The following is a 24,117-nucleotide window of genomic DNA, read 5'->3' as shown; positions in this document are numbered from 1 at the left end:
GGGGCTGGACGATTGCAACAATAGCGCTTTTCACTTCGCAGCTACGTTATCTAAGTGAATTTCTCTTCCATATGATCAATAGACTTCCGGCATTCCATAACGTTTTGCCCGGAGACCTCAGATGCACGTAATCGTACTCGGCAGCGGCGTGATCGGCACCACCACGGCCTGGTATCTGGCCCGGCGCGGTGCCCAGGTCACCGTGATCGACCGCCAGCCCGACGCCGCGCTGGAGACCAGCTTTGCCAACGCCGGCCAGGTGTCGCCCGGGTATTCGACGCCGTGGGCCGCACCGGGCATCCCGCTCAAGGCGCTCAAGTGGCTGTTCCAGCGCCACGCGCCGCTGGCGATCCGCGCAGACGGCAGCCTGTTCCAGTTGCGCTGGATGGCGCAGATGCTGGCCAACTGCTCGAGCGCGCGCTACACGGTGAACAAGGAACGCATGATGCGCGTCTCCGAGTACAGCCGCGACTGCCTGCGCACGCTGCGTGCCGAGATCGGCATCGGCTACGAGGAGCGCAGCCGCGGCACCTTGCAACTGTTCCGCACCCAGGCCCAGCTCGACGCCGCCGCGCGCGACATCGCGGTGCTTGAAGAATGCGGCGTGCCCTTCGAGCTGTTGAGCGGCGACGAGGTGGCGCGCGCCGAGCCCGCCCTCGCCCGCCGCCCCGGTACGCTCGCCGGCGGCCTGCGCCTGCCGAACGACGAGACCGGTGATTGCCAGTTGTTCACCAGCCGCCTGGTCGAGCGCGCGCGCGCCGCCGGCGTGACCTTCCGCTTCGGCGTCCAGGTGCGCGAGCTGCAGCGCCGCAACGGCCACGTCACCGGCGTGCGCATCGCCGGTGCCACGCCCGGCGCCGCCGACGAGGTGCTGAGCGCCGAGCGCTACGTGCTCGCCTTCGGCAGCTACTCGCGCCAGATGGCCGCCAGCCTCGGGCTCGACCTGCCGGTCTACCCGGTCAAGGGCTACTCGCTCACCGTGCCGCTGGTCGATGCCGACGCGGCCCCGGTGTCCACCGTGCTCGACGAAACCTACAAGGTGGCGGTGACGCGCTTCGACAATCGCATCCGCGTCGGCGGCATGGCCGAGCTCGCCGGCTTCGATCTCGCCCTCAACCCGCGCCGGCGCGAGACCCTGGAGATGGTGGTCAATGACCTCTTCCCCGGCAGCGTCGACGTCGAGCGCGCCGAGTTCTGGACCGGCCTGCGCCCGATGACCCCCGACTCGACCCCGATCATCGGCGCCACCGCCTACCCCGAGCTCTTTCTCAACACCGGCCACGGCACCCTGGGCTGGACGATGTCGTGCGGGGCCGGCCAGCTCGTCGCCGACCTGGTCACCGGGCACCAGCCCGCAATCCGCCACGACGACCTTGGCCTGGCGCGCTACGCCAGCGTACGCAGCATGGCCGCGCTGCCGAACGCCCGCCAGCGCCCGCTCGGCACCGCCTGAGAGCACCCGCTCCCGCAGCGCGAGCGCATTGCAGCGGCGCGGGTTTCGCCGCACCATTCCGACTCGTCGTCGCCCCCTCCCGAAACCGCCATGCGTCCTGCCCGCGCCCTGATCGATCTTGCCGCCCTGCGTCACAACTACCGCCTCGCCCGCCAGCTTCACGGTGGGTGCGCGCTGGCGGTGGTCAAGGCCAACGCTTATGGCCACGGCGCGGTGCGCTGTGCGCAGGCTCTGGCCGACGAGGCGGACGGCTTTGCGGTGGCCTTCCTCGAAGAGGCGCTCGAGTTGCGTGCCGCGGGCATCCAGCAACCGATCCTGCTGCTCGAAGGGGTGTTCGCAGCCAAGGAACTGGCCGACGTTGCCGGCCGCAGCCTGTGGACTGTGGTCCACCACGAGGCGCAGATCGAGATGATCGAGCGCACCGCGCTCGCGGCGCCGATCCATGTCTGGCTGAAGATCAACAGCGGCATGAATCGCGCGGGCTTCCTGCCGGCTGCGGTCGACGCTGCCTGGCAACGCCTGCGCGCAAGCGCCAAGGTGGCCGACATCACGCTGATGACGCACTTCGCCCGCGCCGACGAGCCACAGGTGATCACCACCGAAGCACAGGTGAGCCGCTTCGACGCCGCCACCGCCCACCTGCCCGGCGGACGCAGCCTGGCCAACTCAGGGGCAATCCTGGGCTGGCCGCAGGCGCGCCGCGACTGGGCGCGCCCGGGCATCCTGCTCTATGGCGCCGACCCGATGCCGGACGAGGGCCACGGCCTGCAGCCGGTGATGACGCTCGAGAGTGCGGTGATGGCGGTGCGCGAGATCGCCGCCGGCGAAGCGCTCGGCTACGGCGCTCGCTTCGTCGCCGAGCGCGACACGCGCGTAGGCCTGGTGGCGATGGGCTACGCCGATGGGTATCCGCGCGGGGTGGCGGACGGCACGCCGGTGGCAGTGGATGGCCTGCCCACCCGCATCATCGGCCGGGTGTCGATGGACATGCTCACCGTCGACCTCACCGGTCTGCCCGACGCGGGCATCGGCAGTGGCGTCGAACTGTGGGGACGGCAGGTGCCGGTGAACCGCGTGGCGCAGGCCGCCGGCACCATCGCCTACGAGCTGCTGTGCAACGTCAAGCGGGTGCGCTTCAGCTATAGCGGCTGACGGCCTGCCCAGCACCGGGCTTCAAGGCCGCCAGCGTCACCGCGTGGGTCGAATTGTGGGTGGGTCGGGCGGCGCCAGCGCACGCGCTGGCGCCGACGATCAGTTGCGAACGCGGTCGATCACCAGCTTCAACCCGGTCACATCGGTGGCGACGGGCGCGCTCGCGCCTTCCAGATCGCCCGCACGCGCCGTGGCGTCGCCGCCCTTGGCTACACGGGCGGCGACCACCACACGCTCGGGCACCGGAGCGTCACCCATCATCAAGGTGGCGCCGTTGAAGCTGAAGTCGAGCGGCAGTTCGCTCCCCTTGAAGCGCAGCGCCGCCAGCGGCGGCCCACCCGCCTCTCCGCGCACGAAAACGAACACGGTGTCTTCGGCAGCGACCTGCGCACCGAGCGCTGCATCGACCTCGAGCCGGCCCGATACGGTGAGCGGCGAAGGCGCAACGGCAGCTGCCGTGCCTTCGTTCTGGGCGAGCGGAGCCATGCCGGCTTTCGCACGCGCGTCGTTGATGCTGGCGCGCACCCCCTTCGCGACGTCGTCACCTGCCGGAATCTGCCCCAGGATGCGCTCCCAGAGCGCGGCCGCCGCAGCGAAATCGTCGCGCTGGTAAGCACCGGTACCGGCAAGGGCGAGCGCCTTCGGATGCGTGGGTGCGGCCTCGAGCGCGCGCAGCGCCAGCGCCTCGGCCTCGCCGACGACGGTCCCGCTGATGGCGGCAGTCGCATCGGCCCAGTCGGACAGCACGTCCGGGTTGTTCGGCGTCAGCTTGTCGATGCGCTCATAGGCCGCCACGGCCTTGGGATAATCCTGCAGCACCATGTAAGTGCGCGCGAGCATGCTCCAGCCCTCCGCGTTGTCGGGCTCCTGCTCGAGGCGCGTGACGAGCGCGCCGACCATCTCCTCGACCTGCTCTTTGGTGAAGCCCTGCTGGCCGGCGATGTTCTTCGGGTCGAGGGCATCCGGTTCGCCGATCATCAGGTAAGCCGCCACCGCGAGAGCCGGCACGGTCAGGGCCATACCGATTGCCCAGCCGCGACTCGGACGCACGTCGGCAGCCTCGGCGACCTCGGCTGCGGCCCCGCCCTCCTCCAGCGCCCGGCGTTCGAGTTCCTCGCGGCTCTTGGCGTGGCTGGCCGCGTCGATCTGGCCGGCCGCCAGCTCGGCATCGAGTTCGGCAAGGTGTTCGCGCAGCACGGTGAGTGCCATCGTGCTCTGCCGTGCAGCCTCACGGCGGCGGCGGGCGCCCACGCCAAGCAGGGGCGGCAGGATCAATAGCAGCGCGCCGGCCAGCAGCAGGCCGGCAAACAGGATGAAAGCGGTCACGAACGGGACTCCGGAGATTCAGAATGGGCTGCGCCCGGGGCACTTTCGAGCAGGGCGCGCGCACGGGTACGGTCTGCCGCCGACAGGGTCTTCTGGGCGGCGACTTCGTCGCGGCGGCGACGCAGGCGGAATGCCAGCCAAGCGGCACCTCCGAACAACAGTGCGGCAGGGCCCAGCCAGAGCAGGGCCGTGGCGGCCTTGAATGGCGGCTCGTACAGGACGAAATCCCCATAGCGCTCGACCAGGTAGTCGACCACGTCCTCCTTGCTCTTGCCCGCGGCCAACTGCTCGCGCACCTGATCGCGCAGGTCCACGGCGAGCGGGGCGTTCGACTCGGCAATCGACTGGTTCTGGCAGACGAGGCAGCGCAGCTTGTGCGACAACTCCATGGCGTCGGCCTCGAGCTTCGGGTCGGCCGCCAGCGCGGTCGCGAGGCCGGGGTCTGCAACCGCAGCCGGGGTGTCGGCGCGAACCGGACCGGCGAGGCCCACGCTCAGCGCGACAGCGCTCACCAGCACCGCACTGCGCAAGACTGCATACGAAGCATCAACCCGCACGGCGCAGCTCCTCGATCTTCGGGATCAGCACGTTCTGCAGCGTATCGGGCGTGATCGGTCCGATGTGCTTGTAGCGGATCGTGCCCTGGCGATCGATGAGGAAGGTCTCGGGCACGCCATATACGCCGAAATCGATGCCGACGCGCCCGTCGATATCGAGCACCGACAAGACGTACGGGTCGCCGTGATCGGTGAGCCAGCGCCGTGCGCGCTCGATCGCCATGCCGGTCTCGACTTCCAGCGCCATGCCGCGCGCGTTGATCGCTCCGTCGCCGCGCACCTCCTTGTAGTTGAGTCCAACGACGGGGACGATCTTCCGTTTCGCCATCTGCACCAGCAGCGGATGCTCTTCGCGGCAGGCAACGCACCATGAGGCCCAGACATTGAGCATCCACACCTCGCCCTGCATTTCCTTCAGGGAAAACGTCTGCTCCGGCTGATCGAGGCGGGCAAGGCTGAAATCCGGCGCCGGCTTGTCGATCAAGGGCGAAGGCACTTCGCGCGGGTTGAGGGTGAGGCCAAAGGCGAGGAAGCCGGCAAGACCAAAAAACAGCAGCAGGGGTACGAGAAACTTGGCTTTCATGGGGTTCCTTGGGACTTCACTCAAGCCGCGCCCGCGACCTGCTGGCCGGCGCCGACCTTGGCGTCGCGCTCGGCGAGCCGGCGGTAGCGACGATCGGCCGCGGCGCACAGACCACCCAGCCCCATCAGCGTGCACCCCAGCCAGATCCAGCTGATGAACGGCTTGTAGTACAGGCTGACGATCCAGGCGCCGCTCTCGAGTTGTTCGCCGAGCGACACATAGACGTCGCGGAAGGGCCCGATGTCGATCGAGGCCTCGGTCATCGGCATGCCCTGCGCCCAATAAAGGCGCTTCTCGGGGGTCAGCGTGGCGATCGCACGGCCATCGCGGGTGACGTCTATGGTGCCGCGCTCGGCATCGTAGTTCGGACCGTCGGCCTCGACCGCACCCCGGAAGGTGAAGGTGTAGCCCGCCATCTCGGTGCGCTGGCCCGGCTGCATCTTGACGTCGAGGTGCTGATCGAGACTGCCCACGAGCGTCACCCCGATGACGAACACGCCGACCCCGAGGTGCGCCAGCCACATGCCCCACCAGGATGCCGTGATCGAGCGCAGGCGCGACCCCGCCGTGGCGCCGGCACGCTCTTTGAGGCGGCCCACCAGCAACTGGATGCTGGCCAGCGCCACCCACGCCGACAGCGACAGACCGAGCACGGTACGCCAGGTGACGTGATCCACCGCCCAGGCGGAGCCCAGGCCGATCAGCACACTGGCGGCGAAAGCCGGCGCCACCTTGCGTGCAGCCGCCACCAGGTCGTCGTCCTTCCAGCGCAGGAAGGGGCCGAACATCATCAGCACCACCACCGGCGTCATCAGCGGCACGAACACGGCCTCGAAATACGGCGGGCCGACCGAGATCTTGCCGAGGTTGAGCGCATCGAGGAACAGCGGGTAAAGCGTGCCGAGCAACACTGAGGTCGAGGCTACCGTGAGCAGCACGTTGTTACCCAGTAGCGCAGTCTCGCGCGATACCAGACTGAAACTGCCACCGCCCGCCAGCTTGGGCGCGCGCATCGCATACAGGATGAGCGAGAAGCCGATCACGAAGACCAGCAGCGCCAGGATGTAAAGGCCGCGCTTGGGGTCGGTCGCGAATGCATGCACGCTGGTGATGACGCCCGAGCGGACGAGGAAAGTGCCGAGCAGCGACATCGAAAACGCCGAGATCGCCAGCAGCACCGTCCAGCTGCGGAAGGCGCCGCGCTTTTCGGTGACGGCCAGGGAATGGATCAGCGCAGTGCCGAGCAGCCAGGGCATGAAGGAGGCGTTCTCCACCGGATCCCAGAACCACCAGCCTCCCCAGCCGAGTTCGTAATAGGCCCAGCCCGAACCCACCGCGATACCCGCAGTGAGGAACACCCACGCCACCGTGGTCCATGGGCGTGACCAGCGCGCCCAGGCTGCATCGAGGCGGCCCGACATGAGCGCGGCGATGGCGAAGGCGAAGGCGACCGAGAAGCCGACATAACCCATGTACAGCAGCGGCGGGTGGATGATCATCCCCGGATCCTGCAGCAGCGGGTTGAGGTCGCGACCTTCGGCCACGCCCGGCAACAGACGCTCGAAGGGGTTGGAGGTGACCAGGGTGAAGGAAATGAAGCCTGCGCTGACCCAACCCAGCACGCCGAGGACGCGGGCGAGAAAGGCGTCGGGCAGGTGGCGCGAGAACACGGTCACCGCCACCGTCCACAGCGACAGCGACATCGCCCACAGCAGCAACGAGCCTTCGTGGTTACCCCACACGCCGGTGATCTTGTACATGATCGGCGTCGCGCTATGCGAGTTGGACGCCGCGAGCTGCACCGAGAAGTCGCTGGTGATGAAGGCCCAGGTCAGGCACACATAGCTGAAGAGGATGAAGAAGAACTGCCCCTGCGCCGCAGGGCGCCCCACTGCCATCAGCGCCATGCTGTTTCGACGCGCGCCCACCAGGGGCACGACCGCCTGCACCAGCGAAAGGACGAGGGCGAGGATGAGGGCGAAATGTCCGAGTTCGGGGATCATGGCGTCACTGGCTCACAGTCTGGGCGGCTTTCTGTGCCTGCTCGACGGCGTGTGCGGCCTCGGGCGGCATGTAGTTTTCGTCGTGTTTGGCGAGGACCTCGGTGGCGCGGAACACGCCGTCTTCGAGCTGACCTTGCACGACGGCGCCCTTACCCTCCTTGAACAGGTCAGGCAGCGTGCCGCGGTAAGTCACCGGGATCACCTTGGCGGTGTCAGTGATCGCGAAGCGCACGGTGATGCCATCGGCCTCACGTGCGATCGACCCGTCCTCCACCATGCCGCCGACGCGGAAAGTCTTGCCGATGGGCGCCTTGCCCTCGACGACCTCGGTCGGCGTATGGAAGAACACCAGATTCTGCTGGAAGGCACTCAACACCAGGGCCACGGCGGCAACCAGCAGGGCCACCCCGCCACCGACCAACATCAGACGCTTGCTACGGGCTTTCATTGTTCCGACTCCATGGCGGACGCGAGGCCCGCACCATTGCGCTTGAGCGAATCCTTACCGACCGCTCGCCGCCAGCGCAGTAGACGACGAACCGTGTCCCTCCGACGCTGGAAGACGAGCACGAGTTCCAGCGCGATCAATGCAAAGGTGAGGCCATAGCTGCCCCACACGAAAAATGCCGCGCCGCCCATGTCCCAGAACGCGGACCAGCTCTCCCACTGCGCCATCAGACACGACCTCCGGCGGCTTGCGAAACAGGTCCGCTGCGCTCGAGCTCCGCGGCAACCCAATCGGTGTGACGCTCGCGCTCGAGAATCATCGGGCGTACGCGCCAGAACACCACCGCCAGCGTATAGGCCCACGCCGCGAAGGCCATCACCAGCATCCCGGCGAGCATGGTAGCCGCCATCGACGGCGCCTTGGTCAGGCTCACTGAGGCGCCCTGGTGCAGCGTATTCCACCACTGCACCGAGAAGTAGATGATCGGCACGTTCACCGCACCGACCAGCGCGATGATGGCGCCCGCACGATCGGCGCGGCGCGGATCCTCGATGGCGCGCGTGAGCGCGATGAAGCCGAAATACAGGAACAGCAGCAGCAACTGCGAGGTCAGGCGCGCATCCCATACCCAGTAGGCACCCCAGGTCGGCTTGCCCCACAGCGCGCCGGTCCACAACGCGACGAAGCAGAACATCGCTCCCGTCGGCGCGAGCGCCTGGCTCATCACGAAGGACAGCCGGGTGTTCATGATCAGCCCGACAGCGGACCAGAACGCCATCAACAGATAGATGAACATCGACATCCACGCCGCCGGCACGTGGATGAAGATGACGCGGTAGACCTGCCCCTGGGTGGCATCGGTGGGCGCAACGAAGAAGCCGAGCCACAATCCGATCGCGGTGAGGACGATCGCAATGGCGGCGAACCAGGGAGCGAGACGGCCTGCGAGGGGGTAAAAATGCTGCGGCGAGGCGAACCTCAGGAGGCTGCGACCGCGTTCGGGATTCGTCATGCTTTGTTGGTTCGTTTCTCGCTCGGCCACGCCCGGGAAGCGGCGCGGCAGCAGGGTCAATCGGTCGAAATTCTCAGCGCCGCGGCACACGCCACGGGCGCCAGGGCAAGCGCTCCCGCCAGTCCCCCACCCAACAACAGCAGGTGGGCGACGGCTCCCGTTCCGGACAGCTCTGCCTCCACCGCACCGGCACCGAAGATCAGCACCGGCACGAACAGGGGCAACACCAGGAGTGCGAGCAACATGCCACCGCCGCGCAGGCCCAGGGTCAGTGCCGCGCCTACCGCGCCCAGCAGCGCGAGGATCGGCGTCCCGAGCGCCAAACTTAGTATCAGCACAGTCAGGCCGCCTTGCTCCAGGTCAAGCAGCAAGGCCATGGCCGGCGCGATCGCGATGACCGGCAGACCGGTACTGATCCAGAACGCCAGCACCTTGGCCATCACCCACAACGCTGCCGGCTCCCTTGACAGCAGCAACTGCTCGAGAGTTCCGTCCGCGTAGTCCTGAGCGAACAGGCGGTGCAGCGAGAGCAGGCAGGCCAGCAACGCGGCAACCCATAGCACGCCGGGTGCAATCGCACGCAGCAGGTTGGGCTCCGCCCCGACGCCGAAGGGGAACAGGCAGACCACGATGATGAAGAACGCGAGGGTGACGAGGACGTCGGCGCGACCACGCCAGGCCAGCAGCAGGTCGCGGCGCAGCACTGCAAAGAAGGCGCTCAGCACGCGAAGGCTCCCACGTCGAGCACTTCGGGAGGGCGAGCGAAGGGTGCGTCCTGGTGCGTGGTGAGCATGACCATGCCGCCCGCGTCGCAGTGCGCGGAGAGGGTCGTGGCAAGATCGGCGACGGCGTGCACGTCGAGCGCGGTGAAGGGCTCGTCCAACACCCATAGCGGGCGGTTTGCGGACAGGAACAGACGCGCCAGCCCCACGCGGCGACGTTGCCCCTGTGACAGCACGCGCGCCGGCAGGTCGAGCTGGTTGGCCAGCCCGATGCGCGCCAGCGCGTCGACGCAGCACTGCTCGTCGATATCGTCGCCGGCGGCCGAACACGCAAAGCGCAGGTTCTCGAGCGGGGTGAGCAGGTCGTTCAGGGCCGGCGCATGCCCAAGGTAGAGCAGTTCGCCGTGGAAGGCCTCGCGCTCGCGCCGGATCGAGTGTCCTCGCCAGCGCACTTCACCGTCTTCGGGCAAGGCGAGGCCGGTCACCAGACGCAGCAGACTGGTCTTGCCGACACCATTGGGACCGGCAACGCGCAAAAGCCCCCCCGCCTGCAGGCGGAAAGCGAGGTCGCGGAAAAGCAGGCGATCGCCCTTCAGGCAGGCGAGTTCTTGGACTTCGAGCATGGGGACGGATTGAACCACAGCCACGGCAGGGAGCGCCATCCCGACGCGACAGTAAAAACCGGCCCCAGCACCACGCCGATCAAATCAGCGGATGTGGGGCCGTCTTCGGTCAGACATGTCAGTTCGACGCTGTCTCCTGCGCGGTTCAATCCTTCGTGACCGATGGGTGCATCACCTCGGGAGCGACGCTATCGCGCTGGACACCGATATTCTGGTCAACCGGCGGCAGCGAGTGCGCGATGCCCTTGTGGCAGTCGATGCAGGTCTTGCCTTCGGCGAAGCCGGCCTGGTGCATCTGATTCGAGCGGCGCCCCTGGACCGAGTAGTCGAAATACTCGAAGTTATGGCAGTTACGGCACTCTTGCGAATTGTTCGCCTTCATGCGGGTCCACTCGTTCTGCGCGAGGCGCAGACGCTCGCTGGCGAACTTCTCCGGGGTGCTGATGGTGCCCATGATCTTGCCGTACACCTCTCGCGAAGCCTTGATCTTGCGGATCATCTTCGGGCCCCACTCCTTGGGCACGTGACAGTCCGGGCAGGTCGCGCGCACACCGGTGCGGTTCTGGTAGTGGATGGTGTTGCGGTACTCCTTGAAGACGTTTTCCTCCATCTCGTGGCAGGAAATGCAGAACTTCTCGGTGTTGGTCATTTCCAGGGCCCAGTTGAAGCCACCCCAGAAAATCACGCCCAAGGCGAAGAGCAGCACGATGGCGCTCCAGCCGGCACCCCGGATGCGCTGCATCAGGCTCTTGTTGTTGTCGGTCATGACTTTCCCCGTTTATTGATACTTCAGCGCAGCCCTTCTGCCGGCTGGAACTTGTTCGCGACCAGCGGCTTCGCGTCGGTCTGCGAAACGTGGCACTGCATGCAGAAGTAGCGACGCGGCGAGATGTTCGACAGTTCGCCGCCGTCACGATCCTTGAAGTGGGTCAGGCTGACCTTGGTCGCGCCGGACTCCTTGTAGCGGCTCCAGGCGTGGCAATCCATGCACTTGTTGAAGTTGATCGAGACTTCGTAGCCTTCGACCTTGTGCGGGATCAGCGGCGGCTGCTGCACGTAGTCGCGGTCGATGGGCGCCTGATCTGGCATGGCCTTGAAGTTGCCCACCTGCAGTTCCTGATCGGCCACATCGGCACCGCGGATGCTCTTCACCACCTGCGCCATCACCGCGGGCGGCGAAATCGCACCGAAGCCGACTGCGGCCACGAGCGCGAGCACCAGATTTCGGGTTTGTCGTTTCATCGCCGGGCCGCCCCAAGATGAAACAGCCCGCTCGGGGGGTAGCGATCCCGCGTAGCGGGTAAGCGTGGGGGTCTTTCTCATGACTCGCTCCTGTTGAATCGGGTCGTAATACGGAAAACGTCCTTCCCGCACACATCCACGCAGCGTCCGCAGGCGGTGCAGTCGGCATCCAGAATGAGGGGATGGTCCTGCCCCACGCCCTTGAGCGCGGGACGGATGACCTGGGGCTCGGGGCAGACGGCGAAACAATCCATGCAATCGTTGCAGGCGCTGCGCTTGTCCGCCGAGACCTTGATCACGGACTTGCGCCCGAGCAGCGCGTAGAACGCGCCTTGCGGACACAGATGACCGCACCAGCCACGCGGCGCGATCAGCAGGTCGTAGAAGAAGATGCCGCCGACGATGCCCCAGGCCAGGCCGAAACCGAAGATCAGGCCGCGGTGGAACATCGATACCGGATTCACCCATTCCCACGCCAACGAGCCGGTCGCCGCCGCGATCACCAGCACGAAGCCCAGCACCCAGTAACGCGTGGCGGCCGCCGGCGTCTTGCCGCCCTTGAGCCCGAGACGGCGACGCAGCCATGCGGCGGCATCGGTGACGATGTTCACCGGGCATACCCAAGAGCAGAACAGGCGCCCACCGAAGAGCAGGTAGAAGGCCAACACGATGCCGCCACCGATCAGCGCCTCCTGGTAAGGCCACCGCCCCGCGGCGAATTGCTGCGCAATCAGGAATGGGTCGGTGAGCGGCAGGACCCCAAGGGTGAGACTCGATGCAAGATTACCCTTGACGATCCACCACCCCAGCCAGGGGCCGACGAGGAACAGCGCCAGAATGCCCAGTTGCGCCGCACGCCGCAGCAGCAGCCACTTGTGCGCCCGCAACCAACCCTTGACCTGCACCGCCTCATGGCCCGGTCGCGCAACCACGCCGCGCATCGCTGCGCCGCGGATGCTGTTGGGCGGAACCTTGCGCCCCGGCACGCCGCCGGTCGTCGTCTGTGCGCTCATGGCTTCCACCCCGATTCGAGGCCGCCAACGCCCGGCTGGGCAGGCTTGTAATCCGGCACCTGCGGACCTTCACCCGGCTTGACGCGAGTGTCGCCGTAAGCCTTGTCCTCGAGACCACGCACGGGCAGCTCGACCTGATCGCCGATCAACGACTGGCCGGCCGCTTCCTTCTCTTCCCAGCCGCGCAGGTAGTGCTCGGCCTTCGAGCCCTGCGCAAGCTTTATCGGCAGCACCTTGATCGCCGACTCGCCCGGCAGCACGCAGGCCTTCTCGCACTTGCCGCAGCCGGTGCAGTGCTCGGAATGCACGGTTGGCAGCAACATGGCGTGACGATCCGAGCGCGGGTTGTGCATGCGCTCGAGCGTGATCGCCTGGTCGATGACCGGGCACACCCGGTAGCACACGTCACAGCGCAGACCGAGGAAGTTGAGGCAGTTCTCCTGGTCGATGAGCACCGCCAGCCCCATCTTCGCCTTGCCGATATCGGTGAGCGAACGATCGAGCGCACCGGTCGGACAGGCGACCACACAGGGGATGTCTTCGCACATCTCGCAGGGGATGTCGCGCGCCACAAAATAAGGCGTACCCGTGGCCACGTTGTCGCCGAGTTCGGCCAGCTTCAAGGTGTTGTAGGGGCAGTCGCGCACGCACAGGCCACAGCGCACGCAGGCCGCGAGGAAGTCGTCTTCGGGGAGCGCGCCGGGTGGACGGATGGCAGTGGAGGGCAGCGCCGACGCCTGCTTCGCGTACATCCCGGCACCGAGCGCGAGCAGGCCCGCGCCACCGGCGACACCCGCCGCATCCTTGAGGAAGCGGCGGCGCGGCGACGGTGCGCTGGTTGCAGCACGCCCGGTTGGTTGCAGCTTGTCGTTCATGGTCATCGCAAGCCCGCACCCGCTACCGTCCCCCCGGTCGGCGGGGCGCGGGGCTTGCGCCTCCTGTCGTTGAGCCTTAAGCCTTCACCACCTTGACCGCGCATTTCTTGTAGTCGGTCTCTTTCGAGATCGGGCAGGTGGCGTCGAGCGTGAGCTTGTTCACCAGCCGGCCTTCGTCGAAGAAGGGCACGAAGATCAGTCCGACCGGCGGCTTGTTGCGGCCGCGGGTCTCCAGACGGGCGACGATCTCGCCACGGCGCGAGGACACCTTGACCGCCATGCCGCGCTGCAGCCCGCGCTTCTGGGCGTCGTCCGGGTGCATGAAGATCTGGGCCTCGGGGACCGAGCGGTGCAGCTCGGGCACGCGCCGCGTCATCGAACCGGTGTGCCAGTGCTCCAGCACACGACCGGTGCACAGCCACATGTCGTACTCGGCATCCGGCATCTCGGGCGGATCCTGGTAGGGCAGCGCAAAGATGATCGCCTTGTTGTCCTTGTAGCCGTAGAACTTCACGCCCTCACCGGCCTTGACGTAGGGGTCATAACCCTCGCGGAAGCGCCACAGGGTCTCCTTGTTATCGACCACCGGCCAGCGCAGGCCGCGCGCCTTGTGATAGACGTCGAAGTCTGCGAGGTCGTGCGCGTGGCCACGGCCGAAAGCGGCGTATTCCTCGAACAGACCCTTCTGCAGGTAGTAGCCGAGCTCCTTCGACTCGTCGTTCATGTAACCGGCCCAGGCGTGGCCGTTGGCCTTCTCCACGTCCTCGAGCGGGAACTTGTCGACCTGACCGTTGGCGTAGAGCACGTCGTACAAGGTCTTGCCTCGGTACTCGGGCTTCTTGGCGATCAACTCTTCCGGCCACACGTCCTCGACCTTGAAGCGCTTCGCGAACTCGATGTATTGCCACAGGTCGGATTTGGCCTCGCCCGGTGCGGACACCTGCTGGCGCCAGAACTGGGTGCGGCGCTCGGCGTTGCCGAAGGCGCCTTCCTTCTCGGCCCACATCGCGCACGGCAGGATCAGGTCGGCCGACAGTGCGGACACGGTCGGATAGACGTCGGAGACCACCACGAAGGCTTCCGGATTGCGCCAGCCCGGGTAGATCTCGTCATTGACGTTGGGGCCGGCCTGCATGTTGTTGGTGGTGGACGTCCAGTAGCACTTGATCTTGCCGTCCTTCAACGCGCGGCTCTGCGCCACCGCGTGGTAGCCGATCTTGGGCGAGATCGTGCCTTCGGGCAGCTTCCAGATCTCCTCGGTCAGCGCGCGGTGCATCGGATTCATCACCACCATGTCCGCCGGCAGGCGGTGGGCGAAGGTGCCGACCTCGCGCGCGGTACCGCAGGCCGAGGGCTGGCCGGTGAGCGAGAACGGGCTGTTGCCGGGCTCGGAGATCTTGCCCACCAGCAGGTGGACGTTGTAGATCATGTTGTTCACCCAGGTGCCGCGGGTGTGCTGGTTGAAGCCCATGGTCCAGAACGAGGTGACCTTGCGGTCCGGGTCGGCGTACTGCTCGGCCATCCTGACCAGGCGGTCTTCCGGCACGCCGGAGAGCTTCGATACCTTCTCCAGCGTGTACCCGGAGACGAAGGCGGCAAAGTCCTCGAAGCTGCAATCCTTGGCTGCGCCGGTATCGCCCTTGGGCTTGCCGTCCGCACCCGGGTACCCGTTGCTGGTGGCCTGGGCCTCGAGCGGATGGTTCGGGCGCAGACCGAAACCGATGTCGCCTTCACCGATCTTGAACTTGACGTTGCGCTCGACGAAGGCCTTGTTGACCTTGCCGCTCTGGATGATGTGGTTGCAGATGTAGTTGAGGATCGCGAGGTCGGTGTTCGGCACGAAGATCATCGGGTTGTCGGCGAGCTCGTACGAACGATGCTCGAAGGTCGACAGCACGTGGACCTGGCAGCCTTCCTTGGACAGGCGGCGGTCGGTGATGCGGCTCCACAGGATGGGGTGCATCTCGGCCATGTTCGAGCCCCATAGCACGACGGTGTCGGTGTTCTCGATGTCGTCGTAGCAGCCCATCGGCTCGTCGATGCCGAAGGTGCGCATGAAGCCGGCCACGGCCGAGGCCATGCAGTGGCGCGCGTTGGGGTCGAGGTTGTTGGTGCGAAAGCCCGCCTTCATCAGCTTGGAGGCGGCATAGCCTTCCCACACCGTCCACTGGCCCGAGCCGAACATGGCGAGGGAATCGACGCCATGCTCCTTGATCGCCTTCTTCCACTTTTCTTCCATGATGTCGAAGGCCTGATCCCACGAGATCGGCGTGAATTCGCCGTTCTTGTCGTACTGGCCGTTCTTCATGCGCAGCAGCGGCTTGGTGAGGCGGTCCTCGCCGTACATGATCTTGGACAGGAAGTAGCCCTTGATGCAGTTCAGGCCGCGGTTGACCGGCGAGTCCGGGTCGCCCTGGGTGGCCACGATGCGACCGTTCTGCACGCCCACCAGCACCGAACAGCCCGTGCCGCAGAAACGGCAGGCGGCCTTGTCCCAGCGCACCTTGGTGCTGGCGCCACCCTCCTGCGCCTGCGTCACGACCGGAATGCCGATGCCGGCGGTGGCAGCCGCAGCGGCGATCGCGTTGTTCTTGATGAATTCGCGTCGATTCATGCTCATTTCAGACCTCCGTCAATTCCAGACCAGCATCGGTGTATTCATAAGCGACCGTCAGACCCTGCACCTTGGGGGCGAGATTCACCGCCAGGATCGAGTCGGTCACCGACCAGCCCGCACCGTCCTCGATGGTGATGACGATGCTGCCCTTCTCGGAAGACGACCCGTGCAGCTCGACGCCGGGAATCTTCTTCAGGGCTTCGATCACGTCCGGGAAGTCCGCGGGAAATGCCCGCACGACCAGACTTGCAATATTCATGTTTCCCTCTCGGTGGGGATGTTGTTGTCCGACTGCATCGCGATTGCCCGAGCAGGACAGGGACCGATGCAGGCGCCGCAGCCGGTGCAGACGCCGGCATCGAGGACGGGATGGGCTACGCCACCCAGTTGAAGACGAAAACGAATCGCGCGCTCCGGACAGACTTCGCCGCACACCCGGCACTCGACGCCGCGCACGGCCAGGCAATCGGCGCCGATCGCGGCCACCAAGGTCCATGGCAGCGCGGCGGCATCACCCCGCAGCAGGGCCCGGGGTTCGCACACACTCACGCAATCGCCGCAGAAGGTGCACTCACCGCGACTGAAGTCGACGCCGGGGAAGCCACCATCCATGCGGACCAGGATCTGCGTGGGACAGGTCTCGATGCAGCGGTCGCAGCGCGTGCAGCGATCGACAAAAAGCGCCTCATCGATCGCCCAGGGCGGGCGCCGGGCGGGCTCGACCGTACGCCTTCCGATGCGCAGGAAGCCCCTGCGGGATGTAGCAACGCGTGCGGACGACTCGGGAGCCAAGGGTGTTTCCTGATAGAACGGCAAAGCGAATTAGAATCCACTCGCTCCATCAGGTTATTGACCGCGATCAACTTGCGAACAGGTCGCAATGAACCCGGGCATCGAACCTGGCCATGGAACCTCGGCAGGGGGCCGCAAGGTCGGTCGTGCGCGACCTCAGCTGCGCATGCGCTCCACAGCCCAGACCGCGGCCTCGACGCGCGAACGCAGGTCGAGCTTGCGCAGCAGGTGCTTGACGTGCACCTTGACCGTGCCTTCGGCGATGTCGAGCTCGCGCCCGATCTGCTTGTTCGACATACCCTCGGCGATCTTCTCCAGGATGCGCGTCTCCTGTTCGGTGAGCCCAGCTGCGGCCATCGACTGCGGACGGGACTCGCTGCGCAAGGCCGCAGCAAGCAGGTGGTTGAGTTGCTCCGGGATCACGATCCGCCCGGCAGCGACCGCCTGCAGCGCCTCGAGCATGGCCTCCGGCTCCATGTCCTTGAGCAGGTAGCCATCCACGCCACCGCGCAACGCAGCGACGACGTCCTCGCCCGAATCCGACACGGTCACCATGATCACGCGCGCCTCGAGGCGCGCTGCGCGCAGACCGCGCAGGACGTCGAGCCCACTCACGTCGCGCATGTTGAGGTCGAGCAGGATCAGGTCGGGACGCAGCTCGCGGGCAAGGGCCAGCCCCTCCGCGCCGTCGGCGGCCTCGCCAACCAGCTGAAAGCCCGGTATGACCTGCAGCAACTGCACGAGCCCGCGGCGAAACAACGGGTGGTCGTCAACGATGAGCACGCGATGCGTTTCCGTCATGCGCTGGAGTCTCCGAATTCGCTGCGGACGTCCGCAGCAGGTGTGGCGACACCGGTCGCGGCGCGGAAGCGCACGCGGACGCGGGTGCCGTGTTCATCCATCGAGGCGATCTCGATCTCTCCGCCCATGCTGCGCGTACGCTCGCGCATGATGGCCAGACCGTGGTGGTTGCGCAGATCAGCCGGCGGTGCACCCAGGCCGCTGCCGTCGTCCTCGACGATCAGGCAGACCTCGCCGTCCGCCGCGCCATGCAAGGCCACCCGCGCCGCACGCGCCTTGGCATGACGCACCATGTTCGACAGCGCCTCGCGCACGATCTGCAGCACATGCACCTCCTGGTTGGGGCTCAGCAGGCAGGGCCCGAGGTGGACATCGAGCGCGATGTCCACACCGCCCCTTGTGCCGTATTCGCGCACGGCATCCTGGATCAGCGTTGGGAGATCGGCGGACAGGCCGAGACGGAAGGACACCAGCAGCTCGCGCAACTGCCGGTAAGCGGCGTTGATGCCCTCGCGCAGGTCGGCGAGGATGGGCGCAGCCTGAGCACTGCGCGCCGGGTCTGCGAGCACGGGCTGCAGCAGGCTCACCTGGATCTTCATGTAGGACAGCGCCTGCGCGAGCGAATCGTGCAGCTCGCGTGCGATCACCGAACGTTCTTCCTGCAGCGCGAGCAGGCGCTCCTGTTCACTTCGTCGCGCGGCACCGAGCGCCATCCCCATGTGGCGCGACAAGGCCTCGACGAGCTGGCGCTGCCAGTCCTCCAGGCGCACGCCATCGGACAGCGACAGGCGCAGCATGCCGTAATGGTGCTCGCGATCGCGCAGCGGGAAGCGCAGCAGCGCCGGGTTGTGCAGCGCCAGACCATCGCCGCCCGAAGCCGAGCGACAGGCGTTGCAGGCCTCTTCGCCACCCGCGGCGCGGTCCGGACACGGCCCGATCGACGACGCGATCACCTTCGCCGGACCGCCATGGCGTGACTCGATGCACACGAAGCTGCCCTGCAGGCCGGCCACGCGGTCGATGTCGCGCAGTGTCGCCTCATAGGCCTCGACCGAGGTCGGCGACTGATACAGGCGGGCGATGGCGTGGTAAAGCAACTCGAGCGAGCGATTGCTGCGCTGCAGCTCCACCGTCTTGTCGGCAACGCGCTGCTCGAGCGAGTGATAGTGCTTGGCGAGCTCGTCCGCCATCAGGTTGAAGCCACTCCCCACGCGACCCAGCTCATCTTCACCGGTGTAGCGCACGCGGACGCCGAAATCGCCCCCCGCGATGCGCCGCGCCGCGTCGAGCAAGCCGTTGAGCGGTCGAAGCAGCGCACGATGGAGCATGAAGAGCGCGATGATCACGACGAGTATCGTGACCGCAATCGCGACACCGAGAATGAAGCGCAGATCATGGATGCGCGTCTCGGTGTCGTGCTCGAGCACCGCCACCAGGGTGTTGAGCTGTTCGACGAAGGCATCGACCTCGTTGAGCAGGAGCTCCACCTGGTCGGACGGCGGCGGCCCCGCCAGGCTGCCGAGCGCCTCGATGCGCGGCTTCAGGCTCAGGTGCCAGGACGCAGTCACGCCACGGTAGGTGGCGGCGAACAGTTCGCCCGGCGCACGCTCGATGAAGCGCATCAGCGCCGGGTGCTCGAGCTGACGCTCGAGGTCCCGCATGGCAGAAGCGACGCGCTCGGTCTCGAATCGGCCACCCAGCGCATCGACTGCGATCAGGTTCGCCACGCGATGCGTGTAGCGCCGCAGGCTGCCCGCGATGTTGATCGCACTCGCGCTGCCGCGCGTGCTCTCGACGACCAGTACCGAGACGCTCATACCCGCCAGGCTGATCAGCGTGAGCGACAGCATGGCCACCGACACCAGCAGCATGATCGAACGCCGCACCACCGGCCGTGGAATCGCAAATCGCATCATCAGCCTTTTCCCCAGGGTCTGGCCCATCGACAACGTCGACATACTCCTTGCAGGTCGTTTTCACCCCGGAAACGCTGCGTCGTTTTCATTTTCTTTTCAATATCAGAGTCTTGCAAAATTTTTCAAATACCTCTTTAGAGGTATTCGAGCGCTCTCCACAGGCTCTCCGGCGGCGCCCCGAAGCATGCATTCGACACATCAGCAGCTAGTCTACAGCTCGTTCGCCGCACACGGCGTCAGCAGGAGAGTCGCATGAGCTGCAGCAAGGCACCCGCCGTCGATACCCAGGATCTTCTGGCCCGCTTCGCCGCCTTCAACATGCTCGACGCTGCCGACCGCACACGTATCCAGAACGCTGCGCGACCGATCCATGCCGCGCGCGGCGAACTGCTCGTGCAGCAGGAAGACTGTCCGCGCGGCATCCACCTCGTGCTCGCCGGACGCGTCAAATGCTTCGTGCTGTCGCCCTCCGGCGGCGAGAAGATCGTGCGCCTGGCCGATCCGGGCAGTTTCTTCGGCGAGGAGGCCGCCCTGCTCAACCGCCCGCACATCGTCAATGCGCAAGCCATGACCCAGAGCGAACTGCTGTTCGTGCCCACCGGGCTGTTGCGCGAGGCGATGGTCAGCTCGACCCCGTTCGCGGTGTCGATGTCGATGCGCCTGGCAACCGCCAGCTACGACCTGATGTCGACCATGCAGGTCCAGTTCCAGCTCAGCGGCACGCAACGCGTGGCGCATTACCTCACCCGGCTGGCCCCGGATGATGCCGAACACTGCGAGATCCGTCTCGACATCGACAAGCAGACCATCGCCGCCCAGCTCAACCTGACACCCGAAACCCTGTCGCGCATCCTGTCGCAACTCACCCGTGAAGGCATGATCCAGCCGCGCGGCCGCCGCGGCATGGTGCTCAGCAAGCTGTCCGAACTGCGCAGCTGCGCGGCGCACTGACGCGCCTGCAGCGCAGACAAGCCCCCCAGCCAGCGACCGAACGCTTCAGGCTGCGCCCGCGGGAAACGGCGCCACCTGCTGCAGATGGGCGGGCACCGCCAGCCAGCGAGTGAGTATCCGCAAGATATCGACATCGAAGCTGCGCGGCGCGCTCGCTGCCAGCGCCACCGCCGCGGCCTCGTCGGCCACACTCCCCAGGTAGCACCAGCGGTCGAAGACGTGATGACGCGTGCGCCCGCTCGCCGCGTGATGCTCGGTGACGCGCACCGCGCCGGCCCAGGGCCAGGGCTTGACCCCCACCCCGGCCAGCGCCGCCGCCAGGCGCGCATCGTGCTCGGCGATCGACTCCCTCCCCGCACACACGCCGGCGCAGCGCCGGGCGCCATGCGCCGCGCACGGACCGCTCCCGCCCTCGAGGCCGAGGCGGCGCAGGCACAGCCCGTACAGCATGGCCAGCTCGCGCAGCAGGTTGTCGGCTTCGCGCCGGTTCCGGAACACGCCGTACAGGCCTTCCCATGCGGCTGGATCGGAGCCGGCAATCGGCACGCTCTCGTGCATCGGTGCGCGCCGCCGGTTGGCCAGCAGGCGCAGCGCGAACGCCCCGTCGGCGGGTTCCTGCGGGCGGTTGTACGGCGGACGGAAGTCGCGCAGCAGCGCCAGCTCCTGCAGCGAGGTGTCGAGTTCGCCGGCGGTTTCGATCCACTCCACGCGCTTCACCCGGGCCGCCAGTTCGGCGTCACGGCCCTTGCGCGCGTGCGGCGCAAAGTGCTCCCTGACCCGCGCGCGCAGGCTCTGGGCACGGCCAACGAACAGCGGCGGATCGCGCCGTCCGTCGGCAGGGGCTTCTGCAGCGGCGTGGAAAAGATACAGCCCGGGCACATCCGGGACGGCCTCGAGCATGCCTTCGGGCAGGCCCGGCGGCAGCACCGGCGCCTTCATCGCGCGCTCGGCCGCGCGCGCCAGCACCTCGGGCGCAAACGCCGCCTCCACCTGGTGCACGAACTGCCACAGCACCTCGACGTCGCCCATGGCGCGATGGCGCGCCGCGCACACCAGACCGTGGCGCTCGATCAGCGCGTCGAGGCCGTGGCGGTGATGTTCGGGGAACAGCGCGCGCGACAGCTTGACCGTGCACAGCACGGGCGCCGCGAACTCACGCCCGATGCGGGTGAAGGCGTTCTTGATGAAGCCGAAGTCGAAGCGCGCGCTGTGGGCGACGAAGACGCAGCCCTCGAGCAGCGCCGCGACCGTATCGGCCACGGCCGCGAAGGGTGGCGCGTCGGCCACCATGGCGTCGGAGATGCCGGTGACCTGCTCGATCAGCGGCGGGATCGACTGCCCGGGCGCGACCAGGCTCTCCCAGCGCGCCACCACCTCGCCGTCCTCGATGCGCAGGATGGCGATCTCGGTGATGCGGTCGCGCACCGGATGCGCGCCGGTGCTCTCGACATCGATGATTGCAAGACGGCGCGGCAGGCTCATGCGGGCCTGCGGGGCATGCGCTCGGTTGCGAGCTCAGTCACGCGCAAGAACAGGAAACGCGCCCGGACTCAGTGGTTGGCGTCGTAGTAGTAGGGCTTGACCGGCACATCGGCCGCGTCGAGGCGCTGCTGCTCGTCGACACGCTGCGGCTTGTCCCACCACAGGGCACGGCCCTGCTTCTGCTCGTCGCGCTGCTCCGGATGCTTCTCCATCCATTCGCGCATGAACTTGGTGTGATCGGATTCGTACATCGCCATGTGAGGCCCCTGTTGATGTGGTTGCAGCGCCGGCCGCGCTACGGTCGGTGCGGATTCTACCAGCGCCAGTGCGGATCAACCCACGCGCCCGTCAGCCTTCAGGCGGCCGATGCGCACGACTTCCTGCACCCGACGCACCGCGCGCATCACGCGCGCCAGATGCATGCGGTCGTGAACCTGCACGGTAAAGCTCAGCGCGGTGTAGTCGCCCTGCTCGCTTTCCATGCTGACGCTCTGGATGTTGCAGTCTTCCTCGGCGATCGCGCTCGCCACCCGGGCCAGCACCCCGCGCGCGTTGCGGCTGAGCACGCGGATGCCGACATCGAACAGGCGGTCGTCGACCACGTGCTCCCATTCCACGTCCACCCAGCGCCCGCGGTCGCCGCGCAGCTTGGCCACGTTGGGGCAGTCGTGGGTATGCACTTCCAGCCCCTGGCCCTTGCGCAAGGTGCCGATGATCGGATCGCCCGGAATCGGATGACAGCAGCGCGCAAGCTGCACCGCCACGCCCTCCGAGCCGCGAATGGTGATCGCGCCCGCGGGCTTGGGCTTGACCACGTCCGGCCGGCCGGATTCGAGATCCTGCGCCTCGGCCAGGCGCCGGGCGACGATCACCGGCAGGCGCTTGCCCAGACCGATGTCGGAGAAGATGTCCTTCTTGTTGCGTACGCCGCGGTCGCGCAGGAAACGGTCCCAGGCGAAGGACGAGATCTGCCCCAGCGTCAGGCCGTGCGGGCGCAGGGCCTGGTTGAGCAGGCGCTCGCCGAGCGCGACCGACTCGTCCTGCTGCGCGTTCTTCATGAAGTGGCGGATCTGCGAGCGCGCCTTGCCGGTGCGCGCATACGACAGCCAGGCCGGATTGGGGTTGGCGTGCGCGGCGGTGATGATCTCGACCTGGTCACCGTTGTGCAGTTCGCTGCGCAGCGGCATCAGATCGCCGTTGATGCGGCAGGCCACGCAGCGGTTGCCGACGTCGGTGTGCACCGCGTAGGCAAAGTCCACCGGCGTCGAGCCCTTGGGCATCGAGAAGATCTTGCCCATCGGCGAGAACACGTACACCTCACCCGGAAAGAGATCGATCTTGACGTGCTCGAGGAACTCGGTGGCCTCGCCCGAGGTGGATTGCAGCTCGAGCAGCGACTGCAGCCAGGAATGCGTCTTCTGCTGCAGTTCGGTGAGCGTGCGCTCGTCTTCCTTGTACAGCCAGTGCGAGGCCACGCCGGTCTCGGCGATGTGGTGCATCTCGCGGGTGCGAATCTGCACCTCGACCGGCATGCCGAACGGTCCGATCAGCGTGGTGTGCAGGCTCTGGTAGCCATTGGCCTTGGGGATCGCCAGGTAGTCCTTGAACTTGCCCGGCACCGGCTTGTACATCGAGTGCAGCGCGCCGAGCGCCAGATAGCAGCTCGGCACGTCCTTGACGATGACGCGAAAGCCGTAGATGTCGAGCACCTGCGAGAAAGACAGGTGCTTCTCGACCATCTTGCGGTAGATGCCGTAGAGGTGCTTCTCGCGTCCCTGCACCTCGGCGCCGATACCCCACTGGGGCAGGCGCTCCTCGATGCTGGCGAGAATCTTGCCGACCACTTCGCGGCGGTTGCCACGCGCGGAGCGGATGGCCTTGGACAGCACCTCGAAACGCAACGGGTACTTGTTGCGGAACGACAGCTCCTGCAATTCGCGATAGAGATCATTGAGCCCCAGCCGGTTGGCGATCGGGGCGTAGATCTCGAGCGTCTCGTTGGCGATGCGGCGGCGCTTGGCCGGACGCATGTGGTCCAGCGTGCGCATGTTGTGCAGGCGGTCGGCGAGCTTGATCAGGATGACGCGCAGGTCGCTCGCCATCGCCAGCAGCATCTTGCGGAAGTTCTCGGCCTGCGCCTCTTCGTGCGAGCGGAATTCGATCTTGTCGAGCTTGGACAGGCCGTCGACCAGCTCGGCCGCCACCTTGCCGAAGCGCTCGGCGATCTCCGCCTTGGAGATGTGGGTGTCCTCCATCACGTCGTGGAGGAGCGCGGCGATCAGCGCCTGGGGGTCGAGATTCCAGTCGGCGACCAGCGAGCAAACCGCCACCGGGTGGCTGACATAAGGCTCGCCGCTGACACGGAACTGCCCGGCGTGGGCATCGGCCGAAAAATGGTAGGCCGCTTCGACGCGACCCACGTCTTCGGGCCTGAGATAGGTCTCGAGCTTGGCCTTGAGCTGCTGGAAGTCGAGCGAGAGCACGCTCGACGGGGGCGGGCGGTAAGGTTGGGGGGCAGGGCCCGCTTCTGCGGTGTTCATGCAACCCCC

General features: G+C 66.8%; 24 protein-coding genes. 3 read left to right on the top strand and 21 right to left on the bottom strand.

Features of this window, described 5'->3' with window-relative positions:
* The first annotated feature begins 121 nt into the window (after nucleotides 1–121).
* A complete protein-coding gene (locus tag RBT54_RS13715) occupies nucleotides 122–1,453 on the top strand; it encodes a D-amino acid dehydrogenase (RefSeq protein WP_320367631.1) in 1,332 nt (443 codons plus the stop codon).
* Between the two features lie 90 nt (nucleotides 1,454–1,543).
* Entirely contained in the window at nucleotides 1,544–2,605 is a 1,062-nt protein-coding gene (gene alr / locus RBT54_RS13710) for an alanine racemase (protein ID WP_320367630.1), read from the top strand.
* A 99-nt stretch (nucleotides 2,606–2,704) separates the two neighbouring features.
* Here the strand turns inward: alr and ccmI are convergent, their stop codons facing one another.
* The 18 genes from ccmI to RBT54_RS13620 form a co-directional block, all read right to left on the bottom strand.
* Nucleotides 2,705–3,931 (bottom strand): c-type cytochrome biogenesis protein CcmI, encoded by a 1,227-nt coding sequence (ccmI, locus tag RBT54_RS13705; RefSeq protein WP_320367629.1) that lies wholly within the window; start codon nucleotides 3,929–3,931, stop codon nucleotides 2,705–2,707.
* Nucleotides 3,928–4,428 (bottom strand): cytochrome c-type biogenesis protein, encoded by a 501-nt coding sequence (locus RBT54_RS13700; protein WP_413788456.1) that lies wholly within the window; start codon nucleotides 4,426–4,428, stop codon nucleotides 3,928–3,930. The genes ccmI and RBT54_RS13700 overlap by 4 nt, the downstream gene beginning before the upstream one ends.
* A 49-nt stretch (nucleotides 4,429–4,477) precedes the next feature.
* On the bottom strand, nucleotides 4,478–5,071 hold the full coding sequence (locus RBT54_RS13695) for a DsbE family thiol:disulfide interchange protein (protein ID WP_320367628.1): 594 nt from the start codon (nucleotides 5,069–5,071) through the stop codon (nucleotides 4,478–4,480).
* Between the two features lie 20 nt (nucleotides 5,072–5,091).
* Complete coding sequence (locus RBT54_RS13690; RefSeq protein WP_320367627.1) at nucleotides 5,092–7,074, bottom strand: heme lyase CcmF/NrfE family subunit; 1,983 nt, start codon at nucleotides 7,072–7,074, stop codon at nucleotides 5,092–5,094.
* 4 nt (nucleotides 7,075–7,078) lie between these two features.
* Nucleotides 7,079–7,522 (bottom strand): cytochrome c maturation protein CcmE, encoded by a 444-nt coding sequence (gene ccmE / locus RBT54_RS13685; protein WP_320367626.1) that lies wholly within the window; start codon nucleotides 7,520–7,522, stop codon nucleotides 7,079–7,081.
* A complete protein-coding gene (gene ccmD / locus RBT54_RS13680) occupies nucleotides 7,519–7,749 on the bottom strand; it encodes a heme exporter protein CcmD (RefSeq protein WP_320367625.1) in 231 nt (76 codons plus the stop codon). Before ccmD ends, ccmE begins: the two co-directional genes overlap by 4 nt.
* Nucleotides 7,749–8,534: a heme ABC transporter permease CcmC gene (gene ccmC, locus RBT54_RS13675; RefSeq protein ID WP_320367624.1), complete on the bottom strand. Its 786-nt coding sequence runs from the start codon at nucleotides 8,532–8,534 to the stop codon at nucleotides 7,749–7,751. Before ccmC ends, ccmD begins: the two co-directional genes overlap by 1 nt.
* A gap of 56 nt (nucleotides 8,535–8,590) precedes the next feature.
* On the bottom strand, nucleotides 8,591–9,259 hold the full coding sequence (gene ccmB / locus RBT54_RS13670) for a heme exporter protein CcmB (RefSeq protein WP_320367623.1): 669 nt from the start codon (nucleotides 9,257–9,259) through the stop codon (nucleotides 8,591–8,593).
* Nucleotides 9,253–9,879 carry a cytochrome c biogenesis heme-transporting ATPase CcmA gene (gene ccmA / locus RBT54_RS13665; protein WP_320367622.1) on the bottom strand — a complete coding sequence of 209 codons (627 nt, stop codon included), beginning with the start codon at nucleotides 9,877–9,879 and terminating at the stop codon, nucleotides 9,253–9,255. The genes ccmB and ccmA overlap by 7 nt, the downstream gene beginning before the upstream one ends.
* Before the next feature lie 145 nt (nucleotides 9,880–10,024).
* Entirely contained in the window at nucleotides 10,025–10,645 is a 621-nt protein-coding gene (locus RBT54_RS13660; protein ID WP_320367621.1) for a NapC/NirT family cytochrome c, read from the bottom strand.
* 23 nt (nucleotides 10,646–10,668) lie between these two features.
* Complete coding sequence (locus RBT54_RS13655) at nucleotides 10,669–11,121, bottom strand: nitrate reductase cytochrome c-type subunit (protein ID WP_320367620.1); 453 nt, start codon at nucleotides 11,119–11,121, stop codon at nucleotides 10,669–10,671.
* A 77-nt stretch (nucleotides 11,122–11,198) separates the two neighbouring features.
* Nucleotides 11,199–12,134 (bottom strand): quinol dehydrogenase ferredoxin subunit NapH, encoded by a 936-nt coding sequence (napH, locus tag RBT54_RS13650; protein WP_320367619.1) that lies wholly within the window; start codon nucleotides 12,132–12,134, stop codon nucleotides 11,199–11,201.
* Nucleotides 12,131–13,009: a ferredoxin-type protein NapG gene (gene napG / locus RBT54_RS13645; RefSeq protein ID WP_320367618.1), complete on the bottom strand. Its 879-nt coding sequence runs from the start codon at nucleotides 13,007–13,009 to the stop codon at nucleotides 12,131–12,133. The genes napH and napG overlap by 4 nt, the downstream gene beginning before the upstream one ends.
* Nucleotides 13,010–13,085: 76 nt before the next feature.
* Nucleotides 13,086–15,629: a nitrate reductase catalytic subunit NapA gene (gene napA / locus RBT54_RS13640; protein WP_320367617.1), complete on the bottom strand. Its 2,544-nt coding sequence runs from the start codon at nucleotides 15,627–15,629 to the stop codon at nucleotides 13,086–13,088.
* A gap of 1 nt (nucleotide 15,630) precedes the next feature.
* Nucleotides 15,631–15,885 carry a chaperone NapD gene (locus RBT54_RS13635; RefSeq protein WP_320367616.1) on the bottom strand — a complete coding sequence of 85 codons (255 nt, stop codon included), beginning with the start codon at nucleotides 15,883–15,885 and terminating at the stop codon, nucleotides 15,631–15,633.
* Nucleotides 15,882–16,418, bottom strand: a complete 537-nt coding sequence (gene napF / locus RBT54_RS13630) for a ferredoxin-type protein NapF (RefSeq protein ID WP_320367615.1) — start codon at nucleotides 16,416–16,418, stop codon at nucleotides 15,882–15,884. Before napF ends, RBT54_RS13635 begins: the two co-directional genes overlap by 4 nt.
* A 156-nt stretch (nucleotides 16,419–16,574) precedes the next feature.
* Complete coding sequence (gene narL / locus RBT54_RS13625; protein ID WP_320367614.1) at nucleotides 16,575–17,219, bottom strand: two-component system response regulator NarL; 645 nt, start codon at nucleotides 17,217–17,219, stop codon at nucleotides 16,575–16,577.
* Complete coding sequence (locus tag RBT54_RS13620; RefSeq protein WP_413788455.1) at nucleotides 17,216–19,132, bottom strand: histidine kinase; 1,917 nt, start codon at nucleotides 19,130–19,132, stop codon at nucleotides 17,216–17,218. Before RBT54_RS13620 ends, narL begins: the two co-directional genes overlap by 4 nt.
* A gap of 255 nt (nucleotides 19,133–19,387) precedes the next feature.
* Here RBT54_RS13620 and RBT54_RS13615 point away from each other — a divergent pair, with 255 nt between their 5' ends.
* Nucleotides 19,388–20,086 carry a Crp/Fnr family transcriptional regulator gene (locus tag RBT54_RS13615; protein WP_320367612.1) on the top strand — a complete coding sequence of 233 codons (699 nt, stop codon included), beginning with the start codon at nucleotides 19,388–19,390 and terminating at the stop codon, nucleotides 20,084–20,086.
* Between the two features lie 45 nt (nucleotides 20,087–20,131).
* Here the strand turns inward: RBT54_RS13615 and RBT54_RS13610 are convergent, their stop codons facing one another.
* The 3 genes from RBT54_RS13610 to RBT54_RS13600 form a co-directional block, all read right to left on the bottom strand.
* Nucleotides 20,132–21,568: an exonuclease domain-containing protein gene (locus tag RBT54_RS13610; RefSeq protein WP_320367611.1), complete on the bottom strand. Its 1,437-nt coding sequence runs from the start codon at nucleotides 21,566–21,568 to the stop codon at nucleotides 20,132–20,134.
* Nucleotides 21,569–21,636: 68 nt separating this feature from the next.
* Nucleotides 21,637–21,825 (bottom strand): DUF3460 family protein, encoded by a 189-nt coding sequence (locus tag RBT54_RS13605; protein WP_320367610.1) that lies wholly within the window; start codon nucleotides 21,823–21,825, stop codon nucleotides 21,637–21,639.
* A gap of 75 nt (nucleotides 21,826–21,900) precedes the next feature.
* Nucleotides 21,901–24,108, bottom strand: a complete 2,208-nt coding sequence (locus RBT54_RS13600) for a bifunctional (p)ppGpp synthetase/guanosine-3',5'-bis(diphosphate) 3'-pyrophosphohydrolase (RefSeq protein WP_320367609.1) — start codon at nucleotides 24,106–24,108, stop codon at nucleotides 21,901–21,903.
* Nucleotides 24,109–24,117 lie beyond the last annotated feature (9 nt).

The sequence above is a fragment of the Thauera sp. genome (assembly GCF_034003485.1).
GTDB lineage: Bacteria > Pseudomonadota > Gammaproteobacteria > Burkholderiales > Rhodocyclaceae > Thauera.
This window is presented reverse-complemented; position numbering and strand designations above follow the sequence as displayed.

What these genes read in the sequence shown, in the direction of transcription:
- RBT54_RS13600 (WP_320367609.1), bottom strand. Translation starts at nt 24,108, where the DNA reads ATGAACACCGCAGAAGCGGGCCCTGCCCCCCAACCTTACCGCCCGCCC.
- RBT54_RS13655 (WP_320367620.1), bottom strand. Translation starts at nt 11,121, where the DNA reads ATGAAACGACAAACCCGAAATCTGGTGCTCGCGCTCGTGGCCGCAGTC.
- ccmD (WP_320367625.1), bottom strand. Translation starts at nt 7,749, where the DNA reads ATGGCGCAGTGGGAGAGCTGGTCCGCGTTCTGGGACATGGGCGGCGCG.
- RBT54_RS13690 (WP_320367627.1), bottom strand. Translation starts at nt 7,074, where the DNA reads ATGATCCCCGAACTCGGACATTTCGCCCTCATCCTCGCCCTCGTCCTT.
- ccmE (WP_320367626.1), bottom strand. Translation starts at nt 7,522, where the DNA reads ATGAAAGCCCGTAGCAAGCGTCTGATGTTGGTCGGTGGCGGGGTGGCC.
- napG (WP_320367618.1), bottom strand. Translation starts at nt 13,009, where the DNA reads ATGAACGACAAGCTGCAACCAACCGGGCGTGCTGCAACCAGCGCACCG.
- narL (WP_320367614.1), bottom strand. Translation starts at nt 17,219, where the DNA reads ATGACGGAAACGCATCGCGTGCTCATCGTTGACGACCACCCGTTGTTT.
- RBT54_RS13635 (WP_320367616.1), bottom strand. Translation starts at nt 15,885, where the DNA reads ATGAATATTGCAAGTCTGGTCGTGCGGGCATTTCCCGCGGACTTCCCG.
- alr (WP_320367630.1), top strand. Translation starts at nt 1,544, where the DNA reads ATGCGTCCTGCCCGCGCCCTGATCGATCTTGCCGCCCTGCGTCACAAC.
- ccmA (WP_320367622.1), bottom strand. Translation starts at nt 9,879, where the DNA reads ATGCTCGAAGTCCAAGAACTCGCCTGCCTGAAGGGCGATCGCCTGCTT.
- RBT54_RS13695 (WP_320367628.1), bottom strand. Translation starts at nt 5,071, where the DNA reads ATGAAAGCCAAGTTTCTCGTACCCCTGCTGCTGTTTTTTGGTCTTGCC.
- ccmC (WP_320367624.1), bottom strand. Translation starts at nt 8,534, where the DNA reads ATGACGAATCCCGAACGCGGTCGCAGCCTCCTGAGGTTCGCCTCGCCG.
- napH (WP_320367619.1), bottom strand. Translation starts at nt 12,134, where the DNA reads ATGAGCGCACAGACGACGACCGGCGGCGTGCCGGGGCGCAAGGTTCCG.
- RBT54_RS13615 (WP_320367612.1), top strand. Translation starts at nt 19,388, where the DNA reads ATGAGCTGCAGCAAGGCACCCGCCGTCGATACCCAGGATCTTCTGGCC.
- RBT54_RS13610 (WP_320367611.1), bottom strand. Translation starts at nt 21,568, where the DNA reads ATGAGCCTGCCGCGCCGTCTTGCAATCATCGATGTCGAGAGCACCGGC.
- RBT54_RS13715 (WP_320367631.1), top strand. Translation starts at nt 122, where the DNA reads ATGCACGTAATCGTACTCGGCAGCGGCGTGATCGGCACCACCACGGCC.
- RBT54_RS13660 (WP_320367621.1), bottom strand. Translation starts at nt 10,645, where the DNA reads ATGACCGACAACAACAAGAGCCTGATGCAGCGCATCCGGGGTGCCGGC.
- napA (WP_320367617.1), bottom strand. Translation starts at nt 15,629, where the DNA reads ATGAGCATGAATCGACGCGAATTCATCAAGAACAACGCGATCGCCGCT.
- RBT54_RS13605 (WP_320367610.1), bottom strand. Translation starts at nt 21,825, where the DNA reads ATGGCGATGTACGAATCCGATCACACCAAGTTCATGCGCGAATGGATG.
- RBT54_RS13620 (WP_413788455.1), bottom strand. Translation starts at nt 19,132, where the DNA reads ATGCGATTTGCGATTCCACGGCCGGTGGTGCGGCGTTCGATCATGCTG.